Origin of the sequence: Allobosea sp. BE125, assembly GCF_031456075.1 — a bacterium.
In the GTDB taxonomy this organism is placed as follows: domain Bacteria; phylum Pseudomonadota; class Alphaproteobacteria; order Rhizobiales; family Beijerinckiaceae; genus Allobosea.
Map to the genome: position 1 here is coordinate 90,083 of NZ_JAVDTY010000013.1, position 17,978 is coordinate 108,060.

Annotated in this window: 15 protein-coding genes; 11 read left to right on the forward strand and 4 right to left on the reverse strand. The window is 67.0% G+C overall.

Going from position 1 to position 17,978, the window contains the following annotated elements:
• Positions 1-25 precede the first annotated feature (25 nt).
• Entirely contained in the window at positions 26-706 is a 681-nt protein-coding gene (locus J2Y55_RS24875) for a GntR family transcriptional regulator (RefSeq protein WP_310158883.1), read from the reverse strand.
• 263 nt (positions 707-969) lie between these two features.
• Between J2Y55_RS24875 and J2Y55_RS24880 the strand changes: the two genes are divergently transcribed.
• The 11 genes from J2Y55_RS24880 (at position 970) to J2Y55_RS24930 (ending at position 12,317) form a co-directional block, all read left to right on the forward strand.
• Positions 970-2,502 (forward strand): ABC transporter substrate-binding protein, encoded by a 1,533-nt coding sequence (locus J2Y55_RS24880; protein ID WP_310158886.1) that lies wholly within the window; start codon positions 970-972, stop codon positions 2,500-2,502.
• A complete protein-coding gene (locus J2Y55_RS24885; protein WP_310158889.1) occupies positions 2,499-3,455 on the forward strand; it encodes an ABC transporter permease in 957 nt (318 codons plus the stop codon). The genes J2Y55_RS24880 and J2Y55_RS24885 overlap by 4 nt, the downstream gene beginning before the upstream one ends.
• Positions 3,452-4,255: an ABC transporter permease gene (locus J2Y55_RS24890; protein ID WP_310158891.1), complete on the forward strand. Its 804-nt coding sequence runs from the start codon at positions 3,452-3,454 to the stop codon at positions 4,253-4,255. The genes J2Y55_RS24885 and J2Y55_RS24890 overlap by 4 nt, the downstream gene beginning before the upstream one ends.
• A 47-nt stretch (positions 4,256-4,302) precedes the next feature.
• Positions 4,303-5,127, forward strand: coding sequence for a creatininase family protein (locus tag J2Y55_RS24895; RefSeq protein ID WP_310158893.1), 825 nt, complete (start codon positions 4,303-4,305; stop codon positions 5,125-5,127).
• A gap of 71 nt (positions 5,128-5,198) precedes the next feature.
• Entirely contained in the window at positions 5,199-6,257 is a 1,059-nt protein-coding gene (locus J2Y55_RS24900) for an extracellular solute-binding protein (RefSeq protein ID WP_310158894.1), read from the forward strand.
• Positions 6,258-6,270: 13 nt separating this feature from the next.
• Entirely contained in the window at positions 6,271-7,326 is a 1,056-nt protein-coding gene (locus J2Y55_RS24905) for an ABC transporter ATP-binding protein (protein WP_310158897.1), read from the forward strand.
• Positions 7,323-8,165, forward strand: coding sequence for an ABC transporter permease (locus tag J2Y55_RS24910; RefSeq protein WP_310158898.1), 843 nt, complete (start codon positions 7,323-7,325; stop codon positions 8,163-8,165). The genes J2Y55_RS24905 and J2Y55_RS24910 overlap by 4 nt, the downstream gene beginning before the upstream one ends.
• Entirely contained in the window at positions 8,162-8,950 is a 789-nt protein-coding gene (locus tag J2Y55_RS24915) for an ABC transporter permease (RefSeq protein ID WP_310158900.1), read from the forward strand. Before J2Y55_RS24910 ends, J2Y55_RS24915 begins: the two co-directional genes overlap by 4 nt.
• A 9-nt stretch (positions 8,951-8,959) precedes the next feature.
• Complete coding sequence (locus tag J2Y55_RS24920; protein WP_310158902.1) at positions 8,960-9,640, forward strand: RraA family protein; 681 nt, start codon at positions 8,960-8,962, stop codon at positions 9,638-9,640.
• 84 nt (positions 9,641-9,724) lie between these two features.
• Positions 9,725-11,326: a gamma-glutamyltransferase gene (gene ggt / locus J2Y55_RS24925; protein WP_310159057.1), complete on the forward strand. Its 1,602-nt coding sequence runs from the start codon at positions 9,725-9,727 to the stop codon at positions 11,324-11,326.
• 25 nt (positions 11,327-11,351) lie between these two features.
• Positions 11,352-12,317 carry a 2-hydroxyacid dehydrogenase gene (locus tag J2Y55_RS24930; RefSeq protein WP_310158904.1) on the forward strand — a complete coding sequence of 322 codons (966 nt, stop codon included), beginning with the start codon at positions 11,352-11,354 and terminating at the stop codon, positions 12,315-12,317.
• 151 nt (positions 12,318-12,468) lie between these two features.
• Here the strand turns inward: J2Y55_RS24930 and J2Y55_RS24935 are convergent, their stop codons facing one another.
• The 3 genes from J2Y55_RS24935 to J2Y55_RS24945 form a co-directional block, all read right to left on the reverse strand.
• Positions 12,469-15,651: an efflux RND transporter permease subunit gene (locus J2Y55_RS24935; RefSeq protein WP_310158906.1), complete on the reverse strand. Its 3,183-nt coding sequence runs from the start codon at positions 15,649-15,651 to the stop codon at positions 12,469-12,471.
• 101 nt (positions 15,652-15,752) lie between these two features.
• Positions 15,753-16,958, reverse strand: a complete 1,206-nt coding sequence (locus J2Y55_RS24940; protein WP_310158908.1) for an efflux RND transporter periplasmic adaptor subunit — start codon at positions 16,956-16,958, stop codon at positions 15,753-15,755.
• A gap of 52 nt (positions 16,959-17,010) precedes the next feature.
• Positions 17,011-17,847, reverse strand: coding sequence for an alpha/beta hydrolase (locus J2Y55_RS24945; RefSeq protein WP_310158910.1), 837 nt, complete (start codon positions 17,845-17,847; stop codon positions 17,011-17,013).
• Positions 17,848-17,978: the final 131 nt, after the last annotated feature.

Consider the following 17,978-nt stretch of genomic DNA (forward strand, 5'->3'; position numbering starts at 1 on the left):
TCATTCCTCTGCGCTGCTGCCCGCCTCAGTCGCCCTCGCCCGGCCCATAACCCGGCAGGCGCGAGACGACGCCGACGATCGGGCGCAGATGCTGCTCCAGCACCGCGCGCGCCTGCGCCTCGTCGCCCGCCTGCAAGGCCGCGAGCAAGGCGCGATGCTCGATCCGGATGCGATCGACCCGGTTGGGATCGACGCTCATCGCCGTCATCGCGACACGCTGCTGCCGCGAGCCGAGCGACTGATAGAGCTCGGACAACACCTCGTTGCCGAGCGCGCCGACCATGGTGAAATGGAAGCGCCGGTTGAGCTCGACGCGCGGGAAATGATCGCTGTTGGGAATCGCGTCCATCTGATCGAGGATCGTCGCCATCTCGGCGGGAACGGGGATCTTCTGCTGGCAGATCCGGGCGACGGCATAGCCCTCGATCATGCGCCTGGTCTCGTAGAGGTCGACGAGTTCCTGCGCCGTCACCTGCCGGACGAGCGCGCCGCGGCGCGGCAGCAGGTCGATGAAGCGCTCGGCCTCCAGCCGGTGGAAGGCCTCGCGGACGGGCGTGCGCGATACCTTCATCGCAGACGAGATCTGCTCCTCCTCGATGAAGGAGCCGCCGGCGAAATGTCCGCGCAGGATCTCTTCCCGGACATAGAGATAGACCCGCTCCCGGGCGGGCTTCGCGACCGATGGCTGCGCCTGGCGCGGCTTCATGTTTCCATCCGTTTGCAGCATGTGATCGCATTTCATAGCGAGCGGGGTCGTAGACATCAAAACATCCGCCACGTATACATGAGGCATCATGAAATTGCACGACGAGCGGAAAGACCGAATAGAGGCTTGCGCACAGCCTGGACTGGCGCAGGATGCGCGAGTTCAGGCCGCCGGGCGCACCGCACCATGATGGCGCTTTTCTTGCTCAGCGCGGCGACGCCCGAAACCGGCGCCGAATGCGGCCCGAAGCAAAGGATCAGCGCATGACGATCTCCCGCCGCACCGTCCTTGGAGCAGGCCTCGCAGCCCCGCTGCTGGCATCGCCTCTGCTCTCCCGGCCTGCGGCGGCGCAGCGCGCCAACGGCATTCTCCGCTTCGGCCTCTCGGCCTTTCCGCCCAACCTGCAGCCCTGGGTCTCGACCGGCGCATCGGCCGGTACGGTCAAGATGCTGACGCATCGCAGCCTGGTCACCTATGACAGCAAGGGCGAATTGCGCGGCGAGCTGGCGGAGTCCTGGGCGATCGATGGGAGCGGCGCCTGGGTCTTCAAGCTGCGCCAGGGCTGCCTGTTCCATAATGGCGAGCCGGTCACCGCCGAGGACGTGAAGTGGTCGATCGAGCAGATCGCCGGCGAGAAATCGACGGCCTATATGCGCTCCCAGTTCCAGGGCATCGAGCGGGTCGAAATCCCTGACCCGCGCAGCATCCGCATCATCACCAAGGAACCCCAGGCGACGCTGCCGACCTGGTTTGCCAACTACAACACCTTCATCATCTGGCGGAACTCCACGGCAAACGAGCCGATCGGCGCCGGCCCCTTCCGGCTCGCCGGACAGGAGCGCGGCAGCTCGCTCAGCCTGGTGGCCTTCGACAAGTTCTACAAGCCCGGCTTCCCCAAGCTGAAGGGCATCAAGTTCATCGTCTATGCCGACGAGAACCTGCGCAACGCCGCGCTGCAGTCCGGCGATGTCGACATGATCGAATATGTGCCGTGGCAGTCCATGGCCGCGGTCGAGGCCGATCAGCGCCTCAAGCTCGATACTGTCGAGGGGCCGTTCATGGACGTGCTCTTCAACGGCTCGAAGCCGCCTTTCAACGATGCGCGCGTGCGCCGCGCGGTCGCCCACGCGGTCAAGCGCGATGACATCGTCAAGGTCGCCTTCTTCGGCCGCGGCAAGCCGCTCGAAGGCCTGCCCATCGTCGAGGGCACGCCCTGGTACGACAAGGAGCTGGCGCATGGCTGGAACTACGACCCCGCCAGGGCCAAAGCGCTGCTGACCGAAGCGGGCTATGCCGGCGGCTTCCAGACGACGCTGCTCTCAACCGCGCAGTTCGGCATGCACAAGGACACCGCCGAGGTCGTGCAGCAGCATCTGGCGGCAATCGGCATCCAATGCGAGCTGCAACTGCCGGACTGGTCGACCCGCGTCAGCCGCGGTTCGCGCGGCCAGTACGACATGGCGATCCACGGCGTCTCCGCCGACAACAACGATCCCGACGGTTTGACCGTGGTGCTCGACACCTCGCTCTCACCGACCCATGGCCGCTCCTTCAAGGTCGACGTGCCCCGCACCGTCGCCGCCTTGGCGAAGGGCCGCGGCGAATTCGACCAGGCCAAGCGCGTCGAGATTTACAAGGAGATGCAGCGCGCGGCATTGGAGGAGGTGCCGCTCGTCGGTCTTGCCTGGCGTGAACAGGGTTATGGCATGGACAAGGGCGTCAAGGGCTTCACCAACCTGCCCGGCGCGCTGACGACGTCGTCCGGCGGCATGCTCGAAGAGACCTTCTTCGGATGAGCGCTGTCTGGTTCGCACACCGCATCCTGATCGCGCTGGTCCTGGCCTGGATCGTCGCCACGATCGTCTTCATGGCGCTGCACATGGTGCCGGGGGATCCTGCCGAGCTCCTGCTCTCGACCGGCGGCACCTCGCCCGACCCCGCGACCGTCGCGGAACTGCGCGAGAAGCTCGGGCTCAACCAGCCCATCCTGGTGCAATATGGCAGCTTTCTCGCCGGCTTGCTCCGGGGCGACCTCGGCACCTCGCTCGTCGACGATTATCCGGTGCTGAGCGAGATCGCGCTCAGGCTGCCGCGCACGCTGGAGCTGATCTTCGCGGGAACGCTGCTGGCGATCGCGATCGGCGTGCCAGCCGGCGTCTATGCGGCGCTGCATCGTGGCGGCCGGTTCGACCGGATCGCATCGGGCGTCACCGCCCTGCTGCTGGCGATACCGGTCTTCGTGGTCGGCACGCTGCTCGTGCTGCTGTTCGCGCAGACCCTGCGCTTGATGCCGGCGGGCGGATTCACGCCGCTGACGCAGGATCCTGTCCTGCATCTCAAGCTGCTGACCTTGCCGGCGATCGCCATCGGCAAGGGGCTGGCAGCCGTGCTGTTTCGGATGACGCGGGCCTCGATGCTCGACGCGCTGGCCAATGACTATGTCCGCACCGCACGCGCCAAGGGCCTCGCGCCCGGACGCGTGCTCTTCGTCCATGTGCTGCGCAACGCGCTGAACCCGGTCGTCACCGTGCTCGGCCTGCAGATGGGCACATTGCTGGGAGGCACCGTCCTGGTCGAATACGTCTTCAACTGGCCGGGCCTCTCGACGCCGCTGCTGCGCGCGGTCGAGGCGCGCGACTACCCGATGGTGGTCGGCATCGTCCTGACGATCTCGGTGCTGTTCCTGCTGATCAACCTGATCGTGGAGCTGATCCACGCCCTCCTCGATCCCCGGGTCAGCGCACCATGAAGCGGCTCTGGTTCCCCGGCGCCTTCGTCGCGCTGATCATCCTCATCGCCATCGCCGCGCCCGTGCTCGGCCTGCCCGACCCGGTGCGGCAGGACATCGCCCGGCGACTGGCCTCGCCGACCGCGACCTCCTGGCTCGGCCGCGACGAATTCGGCCGCGATGTGCTCTCGCGCCTGATCTGGGGCGCCCGCACCAGCCTGGGCGTCGCCTTCGCCTCGGCGCTGACGGCGGGCCTGATCGGCGTCGTCCTCGGCCTGATCGGCGGCTGGTCGCGCGGCACCGCCGCCTTCCTGTCGGTGCGCAGCATGGACATCATCCTGTGCTTCCCGCCCGTGCTGCTGGCGCTGCTCGTGGTGACTCTGCTCGGACCGGGCGCGGCAACGCTGATCCTCGTCCTCTCCGTGCTGTATCTGCCTGGCTTTGCGCGCGTGACCTATTCCGAGGTGCTCTCGGTGCGCGGGCGCGACTATGTCGAGGCGACGCGCGCACTCGGCGGGCGCACCTGGTACATCCTGCTGCGCACGGTGCTGCCCAACATCGCCGGCCCGATCCTGGTGCAGTTGTCGCTGGCGGTCGCCGCCGCCGTGGTGCTCGAGAGTGGCTTGTCCTTCCTGGGTCTCGGCGTCGTGCCGCCGGCTCCGTCCTGGGGCCTGATGATCCGGGGCGCGCGCGCCACCATGGAACAGGCGCCGCTGCTCCTGGTCTGGCCCTGCGCCGCACTGACGCTGACGATCCTCGCGATGAACCTGCTCTGCGACGCGCTGCGCGACGCCGTCGACCCACGCACGTCGGGACGCTGACCCGCCGCGACCCCTTTACCACCAGCCTCGACACAGGAACCTGACCCATGGCTGCAAAGACCGATCCGCTCGTCCATATGGGCACGATCTCCGGCGGAGAAGCCCGCGAGATCCTGAAGACGAATCCCGTGATCCTGCTGCCGATGGGCAGCCATGAGGATCAGGGCCCGCATGCGCCGATGGGCGATTATCTGCTGGCCGAGAAGATCGCCGAGCTCGCCGCCATCCGCGCCACCAAGGCCGGCACGCGCACGCTCGTCGCCCCCGTCCTGCCCTTCGGCGGCGCCGACTGGTTCGGCTCGATGACCGGCGGCATCGCGATCTCGCAGGCAACGCTGACCACCGTCATCGCCGAGATGGTCGACAGCCTGCATCGCAACGGCCTGACCCGCATCATCGTGATCAACGGCCATGGCGGCAATGTCGGCCCGATCGGCGAGGTCGCGCGCGAGCTCTATCTGCGCGAGCAGATCGTGCTGCCGAGCCTCTATCTCTGGCGCATCGGCTACGGCCTGCTGCCCTCGATCGTCGGCGCCGAGAAGGCCGCCGCCGTCTCCGGCCATGGCGCCGACCCGCTGACCTCGATCGGCCTGCATCTCTTCCCCGAACTGATCCGCAAGGACCTGATCCCGGAGGGCAAGCCGCTGAAGCGCGACCCCATCCTCGACCTGCCCTTCACCGGGCTTGGCACCGCAAGCTTCGAGGGCGCGGAAGTCGCGATGCCCAACGAATATGACGAGGTCTACAATCTCGGCGTCGCCAAGGGCGATCCCAAGCTTTGCTCGGCCGAGACCGGGGCTGCGCTGACCGAGAAGCTGACCGAGATCTGCGCCCGCTTCATCGCGCATTTCGCCAACAAGATCGAAGCCTGAGCTTCCGTTTCCGATGAGGACCGGCGGCGCATCGGCGCCGCCGGCCACCAATCCCTGCAGGAGGTGTCCCCATGCCGACACGGCGTCTCGTCATCCAGGCCGGCCTTGCCAGCATCGCCGCCCCCGCGATCGTCCGGGCACAGGGCCTCAGCGGCTCGATCACGCTGATGTCCTATAGCGGCATCTTCCAGGACAACTACACCAAGACCGTGATCGAGCCGTTCCAGCAGGCCTTTCCCGGCATCAAGGTGAACTTTGCGCCCGGCGGCACCTCGGCCCAGATGGTCGGCAGCGTGCGCGCCCAGAAGGCCGACCCGCAGATCGACGTCGCGATCATGGACGTGACGACCTCGAGCATCGGCAATAGCGAGGGCCTGTTCGAGAAGCTGACGCCGGCGGAATTCCCGGTGCTGAACGAGCTCCTGCGCGAGGCGCGGGCGGCCGGCGGCGAATACGGCCCGGCCGTCACCTTCGACCATCTCGTGCTGGTCTACGACACCCAGAACCTCAAGCCGCCGCTCGCGACGCTCGCCGACCTCTGGCGGCCCGACCTCAAGGGCCAGCTCGCGATCTCGGCCCCACCCAATATCCAGGGCCTGGCGCTGACCGCGATGGTCGAGAAGATGACCGGCGGCGACTATCGCAAATCGATCGATGGCGCGATCAGGAAGCTGCGCGAGCTCGCGCCGTCCGTGAACACTTTCGAGCCCAATCCCGACGGCTACTCGCTGATCCTCAACGGCGTGGTGAAAGTCGCCACCGGCTGGAATGCACGCTCGCAGCTCTATGCCGACCAGACCGGCGGCAAGATCGGCGCCTTGCTGCCGCCGGAGGGCTCGGTCTTCCAGATCAACACGATCAACCTGACCGCCGGCTCGAAGAACCGCGCGGCCGCGGCCGCCTTCGTCAACTACGCCTTGTCGCAGGCCGCGCAGAAGGCCTTCACCGAGCGCATGTTCTACGCGCCGACCAACGGCCAGGCCGCGATCGACCCCAAGGCCATCGCCCGTACCGCCGCCGCGCCGGAAAGCCGCGCCCGCATGATCGGGCTCGATTGGAACGACGTGCTCAAGGTGCGCGACCAGTGGAACAATCGCTGGCGGCGCGAGGTGATCGCGGCGGCACGGTGAGCAGAACCACCCAATGAGCTATCTCGAACTCTCCGGCCTGCAGAAGCGCTATCGCGATTCCGTCGCGGTCGATGACGTCTCGCTCTCCGTCGAGCAAGGCGAGGCCGTCGCGCTGCTCGGCCCCTCCGGCTGCGGCAAGACCACGACCTTGCGCATGCTGGCTGGGCTGGTCGATCCCGATCGCGGCGCGATCCGCCTCGACGGGACCGAGATCACGCGGCTGCCGGCGCATCGGCGCAATATGGGCTATGTCTTCCAGTCCTATGCACTGTTTCCGCATCTCTCCGTCGCGCGCAATGTCGGCTTCGGGCTGGAGGAGCGCGGCGTCAACAAGGCGGAGATCGCGCGGCAGGTCACGGAAGCGCTGGCCCTGGTACGATTGGCGGGCCTCGACGGGCGGCGGCCGCGCGAACTCTCGGGCGGGCAGCAGCAGCGCGTGGCGCTGGCGCGCGCATTGGTGATCCGGCCCGCCGTGCTCCTGCTCGACGAATCCCTCTCCAATCTCGACGCCAAGCTGCGCGACACGATGCGCCACGAGATCCGCTCGATTCAGCGATCGCTCGGGATCACCACCCTGTTCGTCACGCATGACCAGGTCGAGGCCTTGACGATGTGCGACCGGATTGCGGTGATGAATCGCGGGCGGATCGCGCAGATCGGCTCGCCCGAGGACATCTATGAGCGCCCGGCGACCCGCTTCGTCGCCGAGTTCGTCGGCCGCGCCAATGCGCTGCCGGCGACGCGCGACGGGGAAGGCAGCGCCGTGCTCTGGGGCCAGGCTCTGCCGGTCAAGGCCCCGGCAAATGGCGAGTTCGACCTGTTCGTCCGGCCGCAACGCATGCGGATCGTGCCTGTCTCCGAACCCGTTGCGGATGGCATGGCGCGCGTGACCGGCCGCGTGCTGCGCAGCGTCTTCGTCGGCGACCATGTCGAGGTTCTGCTCGAGGGAGCAGGCGGACAACTCACGATCGAAACGCAATCGGGCACGGCTGCCTTGCCGGAAGGCGCCGAGGTCGCGGTGATCTGGCAGGCGCGGGACACCTTGCCCTTCGCCCGCGAGACGCCATGACCGGCACGGCGCGCCTGAAGCTGCTGGTCCTGCCCGCGGCGCTGTTCGTGCTCGCGGTCTATGCTTGGCCGACGCTCGGCCTGTTTCGAAATGCCTTCCACGAAACCGGCCCGACAGGCGCGATGATCGAGGCCTGGTCGCTGAAGACCGCGCAGGAGGTCTTCAGCGACGGCTTCACCTTCGAATTGACGCTGAACTCGCTCTGCCTCTCGCTCAGCGCGACGCTGATCGCGCTGATGCTGTCCTACCCGGTGGCGCTGTTCCTGTTCCGCACCAATTCGCGCTTTCGCGGGCTGCTCGCCGTGATCGCGATCATGCCGATGCTGATCTCGGGCGTGGTGCGCGTCTTCGGCTGGCTCGCGATCCTGGGCGATCGCGGCCTCGTCAACACGCTGGCCCAGTCGCTCGGCCTGATCTCGACGCCGCTCAAGCTCGTCTTCAACTGGACCGGCGTCACCATCGGCCTGGCCGAGAGCATCATGCCTTATATGATCCTGGCGCTGCTCGCGGGCTTCGGCCAGCTCGACCGGACGCTGGAAGAGGCCTCGCGCAGCCTGGGAGCTTCGCCTGCGCGCACCTTCTGGCGCGTGACGCTGCCGCTCAGCCTGCCGGCGCTGGCGCTGGCGGCCGGGCTGGGCTTCGTGCTCTCGATGTCGGCCTATATCACGCCAAAGCTGCTCGGCGGCGGGCGCGTTTTCGTGCTGGCGACGGAGATCTTCGAGCAGGCGACGACCAATACGAATTGGCCGGTGGCCTCTGTGCTGGCGATCTACACGCTCGTGCTTCTGCTCCTGCTGCTTGTCGCCTCCAACATCGCCGCAAAAGGATTGCAGCGATGAACGGCGCCGGACGCGTACTCTCCAGCCTTGCCGCCATCGTCTATGTGCTGATCCTGGCGCCGATCGCGATCGTGGTGGCGCTTGCCTTCTCCGCCGATAATTTCATCCTGTTCCCGCCCTCCGGTTATTCGCTGCGCTGGTTCAACCAGCTCGCGCATAACGCGCCGCTGCTGAACGCGCTGTGGCTCAGCATACAGATCGCCTGCATGGTCACGCTGCTGTCGCTGGCGTTCGGCGTGCCCGCGGCGCTGGCGCTGAACAAGGGGCAGTTCCGCTGGCGCGGCGCATTGACCAATTTCTTCCTCGCGCCATTGCTGCTGCCGACCCTGATCACGGGCCTCGCGCTGCTGCTGTTCTTCACGCCCTTGCGCTTGACCGCGACCCTGCCCGGCCTCGTGCTCGGCCACATGACCGTGACCGTGCCCTTCGTGATCCGGATGATGACGACGGCCTTTTCGACCTTGCCCGACGATATCGAGGCCGCCGCCGCGACGCTCGGTGCAAAGCCCTGGCGCGTGGTCTGGCGGGTGACCCTGCCCTTGGCGACGCCGGGGTTGATCGCCTGCGCCTGCCTGTCCTTCCTCTTGTCCTTCGATGAAACGGTGATCTCGCTGTTCCTGTCGGGACCGCGCGCCGCGACCTTGCCGGTCGAGATGGTGCGCTATGTCGAGGGCCGCACCGACCCGCTGGTCGCAGCCCTGTCCGTCTTGCTGATCGTCGCGACGCTGATCGTCGTCGTCATCGTGGAACGTCTTGTCGGCGTCGCGCGCGCCGTTGGAAAATAGGAGAACACCATGCCCGATTACCGCATCGCCCCCATGCCCGAGCAGCTGCCGGCCGCGCTCGTCGAGAAGCTCCAGAAGGTCGAAACCGCGACCATCGGCCATTCCCAGCATTGGGGCTTCATGGATCGCGGCATCCAGCCGCTGCTGCGCGGCAAGCGCATCGCCGGTGCGGCGGTGACGCTCGCCATCCCCGGCCAGGATTCGACGCTGCTGCACCACACGCTCGGCCTGCTCAGGCCCGGCGACATCCTCGTCGTCGACCGGCTCGGCGACGACAAGCATGCCTGCTGGGGCGGCGGCGTCACGGTTGCGGCCAAGGCTGCAGGCGCGATCGGCGGCATCGTCGACGGGCCCTGCACGGACCTGGCCGAGATCGAGGACAGCGATTTCCCGATGTGGTGCCGGGGCATGTCGCCGATCACGACGCGGCTCTACAATCTCGGCGGCACGCTGAACCTGCCGATCTCCTGCGGCAATGTTCCGGTCAAGGCGGGCGACGTCATCCTGGCCGATGAATCGGGCGTGCTGGTGCTGCCGCGCGACGAGGCCGAGGCGATCGCCGACGCCGCACTCGCCCGGCAGGAGCGTGGCGAGCGCAGCCAGGACCGCGTCAAGGCCGGCGAAAAGCTCGGCGATCTCTCCGGCGCGACCAAGATGGTGCTCGACGCCATCGCCGCGGCGAAGGGCTGAGGCGACACCGTGACCTCCTCTCCCCCCGCCCCGCGCGTCGCGACCTTCGCCTGCGAGAAGAAGCCTGCCACCGGCTCGCGCGGCATGGTGGTGACGAACCACCCGCTGGCCTCGGCGGCGGGCTCGCAGATGCTGCTGGCCGGCGGCAATGCCGTCGATGCCGCCGTCGCCTCGCTCTTCGCCCTCACCGTCGTCGAGCCGATGATGGTGGGCATCCTCGGTGGCGGCGTCGCGCATATCCGCATGGCCGATGGCCGCCATGTCGTGCTCGACGGGCTCTCGACCGCGCCGCTCAAGGCGAGCGGCGAGATGTATGACTGCCTCTCCGACGAGGTCGGCCGGCAGCGCGACGTGCGCGACCGACTCAACGTCGTCGGGCCGAAGGCGGTCGCGGTTCCCGGCGCGCTCGCCGGCTGGTGCGAGGCCCTGGCGCGCTTCGGCACGCTCTCGCTCGAGGAGGTGCTGCAGCCGGCGATCGGACTGGCCGAGCGCGGCTTCGTCACGACGCCTTATCTCTCCAACTGCGTCAGCGACAATGTCGCTGACCTCGCGCGCGATCCCGGTCTTTCAGCGCTGCTGCTGGCGGGAGACAAGGCGATAGAGCCCGGCACGCGGCTCATTCAGGCCGACTACGCCAGGAGCCTGCGCCTGATCGCCAAGCAGGGGCCGGCTGCGCTCTATGACGGCCCGCTCGGCAAGGCGCTGACGGATTTCATGGCGGCGAATGGCGGCCTGATCGAGCAGGCCGACCTCGCCGCCTACAAGGTCGCGACGCGCGAGCCCGTGCGCGGCTCCTATCGCGGTTACGAGATCGTCGGGCCGCCCCCGCCCTCCTCTTCGGGCGTGCACATCGTGCAGATGCTCAACATCCTCGAGGGCTACGACATCGGCTCGCTCGGCTTCGGCTCGGCGGATTCAGTGCATCTGTTGGCCGAAGCGCTGAAGATCGCCTTCGCCGATCGGGCCGTGGCCACCGCCGACCCGGCTTTCATCAAGGTCCCGGTCGAGCGCCTGATCGACAAGGCCTATGCCAGCGAGCGGCGCGCGCTGATCGCGATGGACCAGGCCAAGAGCTGGAGCGCCGGTCTCTCGGGCGGCGAATCCGCTGACACCACCCATGTCACGGTCGCCGACGCCCAAGGCAATGTCGTCACCTCGACCCAGACGATCAACGGCCTCTTCGGCGCCTGCACGCAGATCCCCGGTACGGGGATGCTGACCAATAACTACATGTTCAATTTCGATCCGCATCCCGGCCGCGCCCTCTCGATCGCGCCAGGCAAGCGCGTCTTCACCTCGATGGCGCCGATGATGGTGCTGCGCGACGGCAATCTCGCCTTCGCGCTCGGCCTGCCCGGCGCGTTGCGCATCTTCCCCTCGGCCCTGCAGGCGATCGTCAACCTGATCGACCACGGCATGAGCCTGCAGGAGGCGGTCGAGGCGCCGCGCATCTGGACCGAGGGCGGCGCGCTGGAACTGGAGGCTGCGATCCCCGACAGCGTTGCCGACGCGCTCACGGCGCGCGGTCACAGGATCGTCCGCATGCCGCGCATCGCCGGTGGCATGAACGCCATCTCCTTCAACCCCGACCGCACGCTGACCGGCGCCGCCTGCTGGCGCGCCGACGGCACCCCCGTCGCGATCTCCGGCGGGCTCGCCCGCGCCGGCGTGCGCTTCACCATCTGACCCTTCTGCGACCGGATCCCTGACCATGCCCGAAACCATCGTTCTGCTCGACATGACCTCTCCCGACCGCGCCGAGAAGCTGCGCGCGCTGCTGCCGCCCGGTTTCGTGCTGACCCACGGCACGGCGCGCGGCGACGAGCACATGAAGGAGATCATCGCCGAGGCCGACTACGCCATCTCCGGCCAGGTCGGCGTTTCCGCCGATGTGCTGCGCGCCGCGAAGAAGCTGAAGCTGCTCCATAAATGGGGCGTCGGTGTCGACAATATCGACGTCGCCGCGGCGAAGGAGCTTGGCATCAAGGTCGCCCGCACCACCGGCAGCAATGCCGTACCGGTCGCCGAATTCACGCTCGGACTGATGCTCTCGGCGCTGCGCTATATCGGCTATGGCCATGCCGAGCTGAAGAAAGGGCATTGGGCCACCGGACATCTGCCGGGCGAGACCTTCATGCTCTCCGGCAAGACGGTCGGCATCGTCGGCTTTGGCGCCATCGGCAAGAATGTCGCCAGGCTGCTCAAGGGTTTTGGCTGCACCATCCTCTATTCCAAGCGCCAGCCGCTCAGCGCCAGCGAGGAAGCCGCGCTCGGCGTGAAGCACGCCACGATGGCCGAGCTTCTGGCCCAGTCCGACGTCGTCTCGCTGCATTGCCCGCTGACGCCGGAGACCACCAATCTGATCGACAAGGCCGCCTTGGCTGCGATGAAGAAGACCGCCGTGCTGATCAATGTCGCGCGCGGAGGCGTCGTCAACGAGGCCGATCTGGTGGTGGCGCTGCGCGCCAAGGACATCGCAGGCGCTGCGATGGATGTCTACTCGGTCGAACCGCTGCCGGCCGAGAGCGAATTGCTGACGCTCGACAACATCGTCGTGACGCCGCATCTCGCCGCCATGGCCGCCGATAATTTCGCGCCGACGGTGACGCGGATGTTCGCCAATATGGCCCATGTCTCGCGCGGCGAGCCGGTGCCGCCGCTCGATCTCGTCGTCTGAACGAAAAATCGCCGGAGCGTTTTTCGCTCCGGCGAATATGTCTTTCAAGAGCGTTTTCGAGCGAAGTGGACACCGGTTCGCGTGAAGAAAACGCATTAAAACAAAGAGCTCAAGCGCTTCCGATCCCATTGGATCGGAAGCGCTCGAGACTTTAGGCTGCTTCGGCCAGCCTCTCGGCCGGTGGGTGATCGACCTGCTTCAGCGGCTTATTGCCGGTCAGCTTGCGCATCAGCACGTAGAACACCGGCGTGAGGAAGATGCCGAAGGCGGTGACGCCGATCATGCCGGCGAAGACCGCAACGCCCATGGCGTGGCGCATCTCGGCGCCAGCCCCGGTCGACGTCACCAGCGGCACCACGCCCATGATGAAGGCAAGCGACGTCATCAGGATCGGCCGCAGGCGCAGGCGGCTCGCCTCGATCGCGGCCTGGACCGGCGTCCTGCCCTCGAACTCCAATTCGCGGGCGAATTCGACGATCAGGATCGCGTTCTTGGCGGATAGTCCCACCAGGACGACGAGGCCGATCTGGGTGAAGACGTTGTTGTCGCCGCCCGTGTACCAGACGCCGGTCATCGCCGCGAGCAGGCCCATCGGGATGATCATGATGATCGCGATCGGCAGGGTCAGGCTCTCATACTGGGCCGCCAGCACCAGGAAGACGAGCAGGATCGCCAGCGGGAAGACGAGCATGGCGGAGTTGCCAGCCAGGATCTCCTGATAGGTCAGCTCGGTCCATTCGAAGGCGAAGCCCTTGGGCAGCGTCTCCTTGGCGATGCGCTCGGCAGCGGCCTGGGCCTGCCCTGAGGAATAGCCCGGGGCGGCGCCGGCATTGATGTCGGCGCTGAGGAAGCCGTTATAGCGCATGGCGCGTTCCGGCCCGGTGTCGTTTCGCACGTTCAGCACGGCGTTGAGCGGCACCATCTCACCCGATTTCGAGCGGACCTTCAGCTTGCCGATATCCTCGGCATAGGCGCGGAAGGGCGCATCGGCCTGGACGCGCACGGTGTAGGTGCGGCCGAATTTGTTGAAGTCGTTGACATAGGACGAGCCGAGATAGATCTGCAGCGTCTCGAAGACATCCGTCACGGCGACGCCGAGCTGGCGCGCCTTGGTGCGGTCGATATCGGCATAGAGCTGCGGGACGTTGACCTGGAAGCTCGAGAACATGCCCGCGAGTTCAGGCGCCGTCGCGGCCTTGGCCATGAAGGCCTTGGTCGCCTCGTCCAACGCCTTGTAGCCCAGCCCGGCACGATCCTCGATCTGCAGCTTGAAGCCGCCGATGGTGCCGAGACCCTGGACGGGCGGCGGCGGGAACATGGCGATGAACGCCTCCTTGATGCCGGCGAACTCCTTGTTGAGCTGCATGGCGATGGCGGCGCCATTGAGATCGGGCGTCTTGCGCTGGTCGAAGGACTTCAGCCCGACGAAGACGATGCCGGCATTCGAGGAGTTGGTGAAGCCGTTGATCGAGAGGCCCGGAAAGGAGATCGCGTTCTCGACGCCTGGATGCTTCAGGGCGATCTCGTCCATGCGGCGGATGACGTCCTCCGTGCGGTCGAGCGTCGCGGCGTCAGGCAGCTGCGCGAAGCCGACGAGGTACTGCTTGTCCTGGCCGGGCACGAAGCCGCCCGGGATGGTGCGGAACAGGCCGATGGTCAGCGCGACCAGGCCGATATAGACCACCATCATCACCGTCTTGCGGCCGAGAATGCGCTTCACGCCGCCGCCATAGGCTTGCGAGGAGCGATTGAAGAAGCGGTTGAAGCCGCGGAAGAACCAGCCGAAGACGCCGTCCATGACGCGGGTCAGCAGGTCCTTGGGCGCATGGTGCGAGCGCAGCAGCAGTGCGGCCAGCGCCGGCGACAAGGTCAGCGAGTTCACCGCCGAGATCACCGTCGAGATCGCGATGGTGAGCGCGAACTGGCGGTAGAACTGGCCGGTCAGGCCGCTGATGAAGGCCAGCGGCACGAAGACCGCGACGAGCACCAATGCGATCGCGATGATCGGGCCGGAGACTTCGCGCATCGCCTTGTAGGTCGCCTCGCGCGGCTCCAGGCCCCCTTCGATGTTGCGCTCGACATTCTCGACCACGACGATGGCGTCGTCGACGACGATGCCGATCGCCAGCACCAGGCCGAACAGGCTCAGCGCATTGATCGAGAAGCCGAAGAGATACATCACCGCGAAGGTGCCGATGACCGAGATCGGCACGGCAACGAGCGGGATGATCGAGGCCCGCCAGGTCTGCAGGAAGACGATGACGACGAGCACGACGAGTGCGATCGCCTCCAGCAGCGTATGGACGACGGCCTCGATCGAGGCCCGCACGAACTGGGTGGTGTCGTAGACGATCGAGTAGTCCACGCCCTCCGGCATGTTCTGCTTGATCTCCTGCATCACCTCCCGGACACGGTCGGCGATGGCGATGGCGTTCGAGTTCGGGGCCTGGAAGATCGGGACCGCGACGGCCGATTTGCCGTTGAGCAGCGAGCGCAGCGCGTATTCGGCCGCACCGAGTTCGATGCGGGCGACGTCGCGCAGGCGGGTCACTGCGCCCGACGCGCTGGTCTTGATGATGATGTCGCCGAACTCCTCCTCGCTCTGGAGGCGGCCCTGCGCATTGACCGAAAGCTGCAGGTCGAGCCCCGGCGCATTCGGGGAGGAACCGATGACGCCGGCGGCGGCCTGGACGTTCTGGGCGCGGATCTCGTTGACGACGTCGCTCGGCGAAAGGCCATGCTCGGCCATCCTTTGCGGATCGAGCCAGACGCGCAGCGAGTAATCGCCCGAGCCGAAGAGCTGGACCTGGCCGACGCCATCGATCCGCGCCAGCCGGTCCTTGACGTTGAGGACGGCGTAGTTGCGCAGATAGGTCATGTCGTAGCGGCCGTTCGGCGAGGTGATGTGGACCACCATCGTCAGGTCGGGCGAGCTCTTGATCGTGGTGACGCCGAGGCGGCGAACCTCTTCCGGCAGCCGCGGCTCGGCCTGGCTGACGCGGTTCTGGACGAGCTGCTGGGCCTTGTCGGGGTCGGTGCCGAGCTTGAAGGTGACGTTCAGCGTCATCACGCCGTCGGTCGTCGCCTGGCTCGACATGTAGAGCATGCCTTCGACGCCGTTGATCTGCTCCTCGATCGGCGTGGCCACGGTCTCGGCGATGACGCGCGGGTTGGCGCCTGGATATTGCGCGCGCACCACGATGGTCGGTGGCACGACCTCGGGATATTCCGAGATCGGCAGGACCCGCAGCGAGAGCAAGCCTGCGACGAGGATCAGCACGGAGAGGACGCCGGCGAAGATCGGCCGGTCGATGAAGAATTTGGACAGGTTCATGGCACGCCCCCCTTTGGAGCGGATGTCTTTGAGACGAAACGCGTCGTCGTCCCGGGCGACCGAAGGGAGACCCGGGACGACGTGGCGTGTGTGTTCGCGGTCTAACGTTGCGCGAGTTCGGTCTTGGCCGCGCGCAGTTCGGACTTTTCGGCCATCGGCACGGATTCGGGCGCGACGGTGGCTCCCGGCCGGATGCGCTGCAGGCCGTTGACGATGATCCGCTCGCCGGCCTTCAGGCCGCTGGTGACGATACGCAGCCCGTCATTCGACGCGCCGAGCGTGACCTCGCGCCAGGCGGCCTTGCTGTCGGCGCCGACGACGAAGACGAACTTCTTGTTCTGGTCGGTGCCGACGGCGCGCTCATTGATGACCAGCGCCGGCTCGGAGCGGGCCTGCCCCATCTGAACCCGGACGAACTGGCCCGGCATCAGCTTGCCGCCGGGATTGTCGAGCACGGCGCGCACGCGCACCGTGCCGCTGGCGGCGTCGATGCCGTTGTCGACGAAGCGCAGCTTGCCGGTGAAGCTCGCGCCTTCGCTGGTCGCGGTCGTAAGCCTGACCGGGATCTGTTCGAGCGAGCGATTGCCCTCCGGCAGCGAGGCCAGAGCGTCGAGCACCGTCTTCTCGTCGGCATTGAAGGCGGCATAGATCGGATCGACAGAGAGCAGCGTCGTCATCAGCGGCGCGCTTGCGCCCGCCGCGACGAGATTGCCGATGGTGAGGTCGAGCCGGCCGATGCGCCCGCTGATCGGCGCGCGGATCTGGGTGTAGTCGAGGTTGAGCCGTGCGGTCTGCTGGGCGGCCTGGGCGGCGCGCAGATTGGCCTGCGCCTCGCGCAACGCGTTGAAGCGCGAGTCGAGATCCTTCTGAGAGACGTTGCGGCTCGCCATCAATTGCTGGCCGCGCTCATTCTCGCCGGCGGCCAGCGCAACCCGGGCCTCGGCCGCCAGCACCTGCGCCTGCGTCCGCTCGAATTCGGCAAGATAAGGCGCCTGGTCGATGCTGATCAGCAGGTCGCCCTGCTTGACGAGGCTGCCCTCGCGGAAATGCACGGCCTCGATCACGCCGGAGACGCGCGAGCGCACTTCGACGCGCTCGATCGCCTCCAGCCGGCCGGAGAACTCGGCCCAGGCGACGAGATCGCGCTGCTCCACGGTCGCGACCGAAGCCGGGGTCGCCGGCGGGGCGGCAGGCGGGGTGTCGCCCTGCGCGTGATTGGCGGTGGCGTTGACGATGATGACGGCCGCGAGCGAAACGCTGGCGGCAAGGCCGCCCAAAAGGCGACGACGGTTCGTTCCCTGAATCATGGGTCCATTCCTTCCAAGAGATAGCCGATGAAAATTGCTGCCGGGAGTGCGCCTAGGGAGGCGCGGTCAGGGCATAGAATTCAGTGACATGGTTGCATGCCTGACAGAGGCAGGAGCCTTCCTCGGGAGCGCCGGCATAGGCATCCGGCCATTGCGTCGGGCCAGTCTGCACATGGTGGCGCACCGTCACACCCGCTTCCTGTAACCGCGTTGCATAATGCGCGGCTTCGTCCCGCAGCGGATCGTCCTGCGACGAGATCAGGAGCGCAGGCGCGAGGCCCGCCAGCCGCGAGGCGTTGAGCGGGGCCGCGTAAGGGTGGGCCGCCTTGTCCGGCGTGCCGAGATAATCGGCCCAGCCATCGGCCCAGCGACAGCCGACCGGGCCAGCCTCGGCCGTCCGCAGCGAATAGGTGCCGAGGCAGGCATCAAGCATCGGCGAGAACAGGATCTGGCCGGCCAGCTCCGGACCGCGACGATCGCGCGCCATCAAGGCAAGCGCAGCGGCAAGGTTGCCGCCGGCCTCCTCACCCGCCACATAGAGCGGCGCATGTTTCGAGGCCCAGCGGGCACGGCCCTTGGCGAGCGTCTGGAGCGCGGCATAGGCGGTCTCGAGCGCCTCGGGAAAGCGGTGGCCAGGAGCCAGCGGATAGTCGATCGACATGACGATAGCCCCGGCCTCGGCCAGCGCCGTCGCGACCGCCTCGCCCTCGGCCAGCGAACCGCTGCTGAAGGAACCGCCATGGAGATGCATGACCAGCCCGGCCTCGGGCTCGATCTCGGCCGGGGCATAGAGCCGGGCGGCAAGCGAGTCCTGTCCAGCCGCAATCGTCTCCTGCCGCCAGAAGACGGCGCGCCGGGTACGAGATTGCGGAAGGAGCGAGACGGACATGGGGTCGCCGATTGGGGTCGCCGATTGGTGTTGCAGTGCAGCGTGATTTAAGTGATGCTCGTGGAGCAATAAATGGCATATTTGCTCATTCATTATTTCCACAGAGAAACAATGAATGAGCGCCGAGGAGG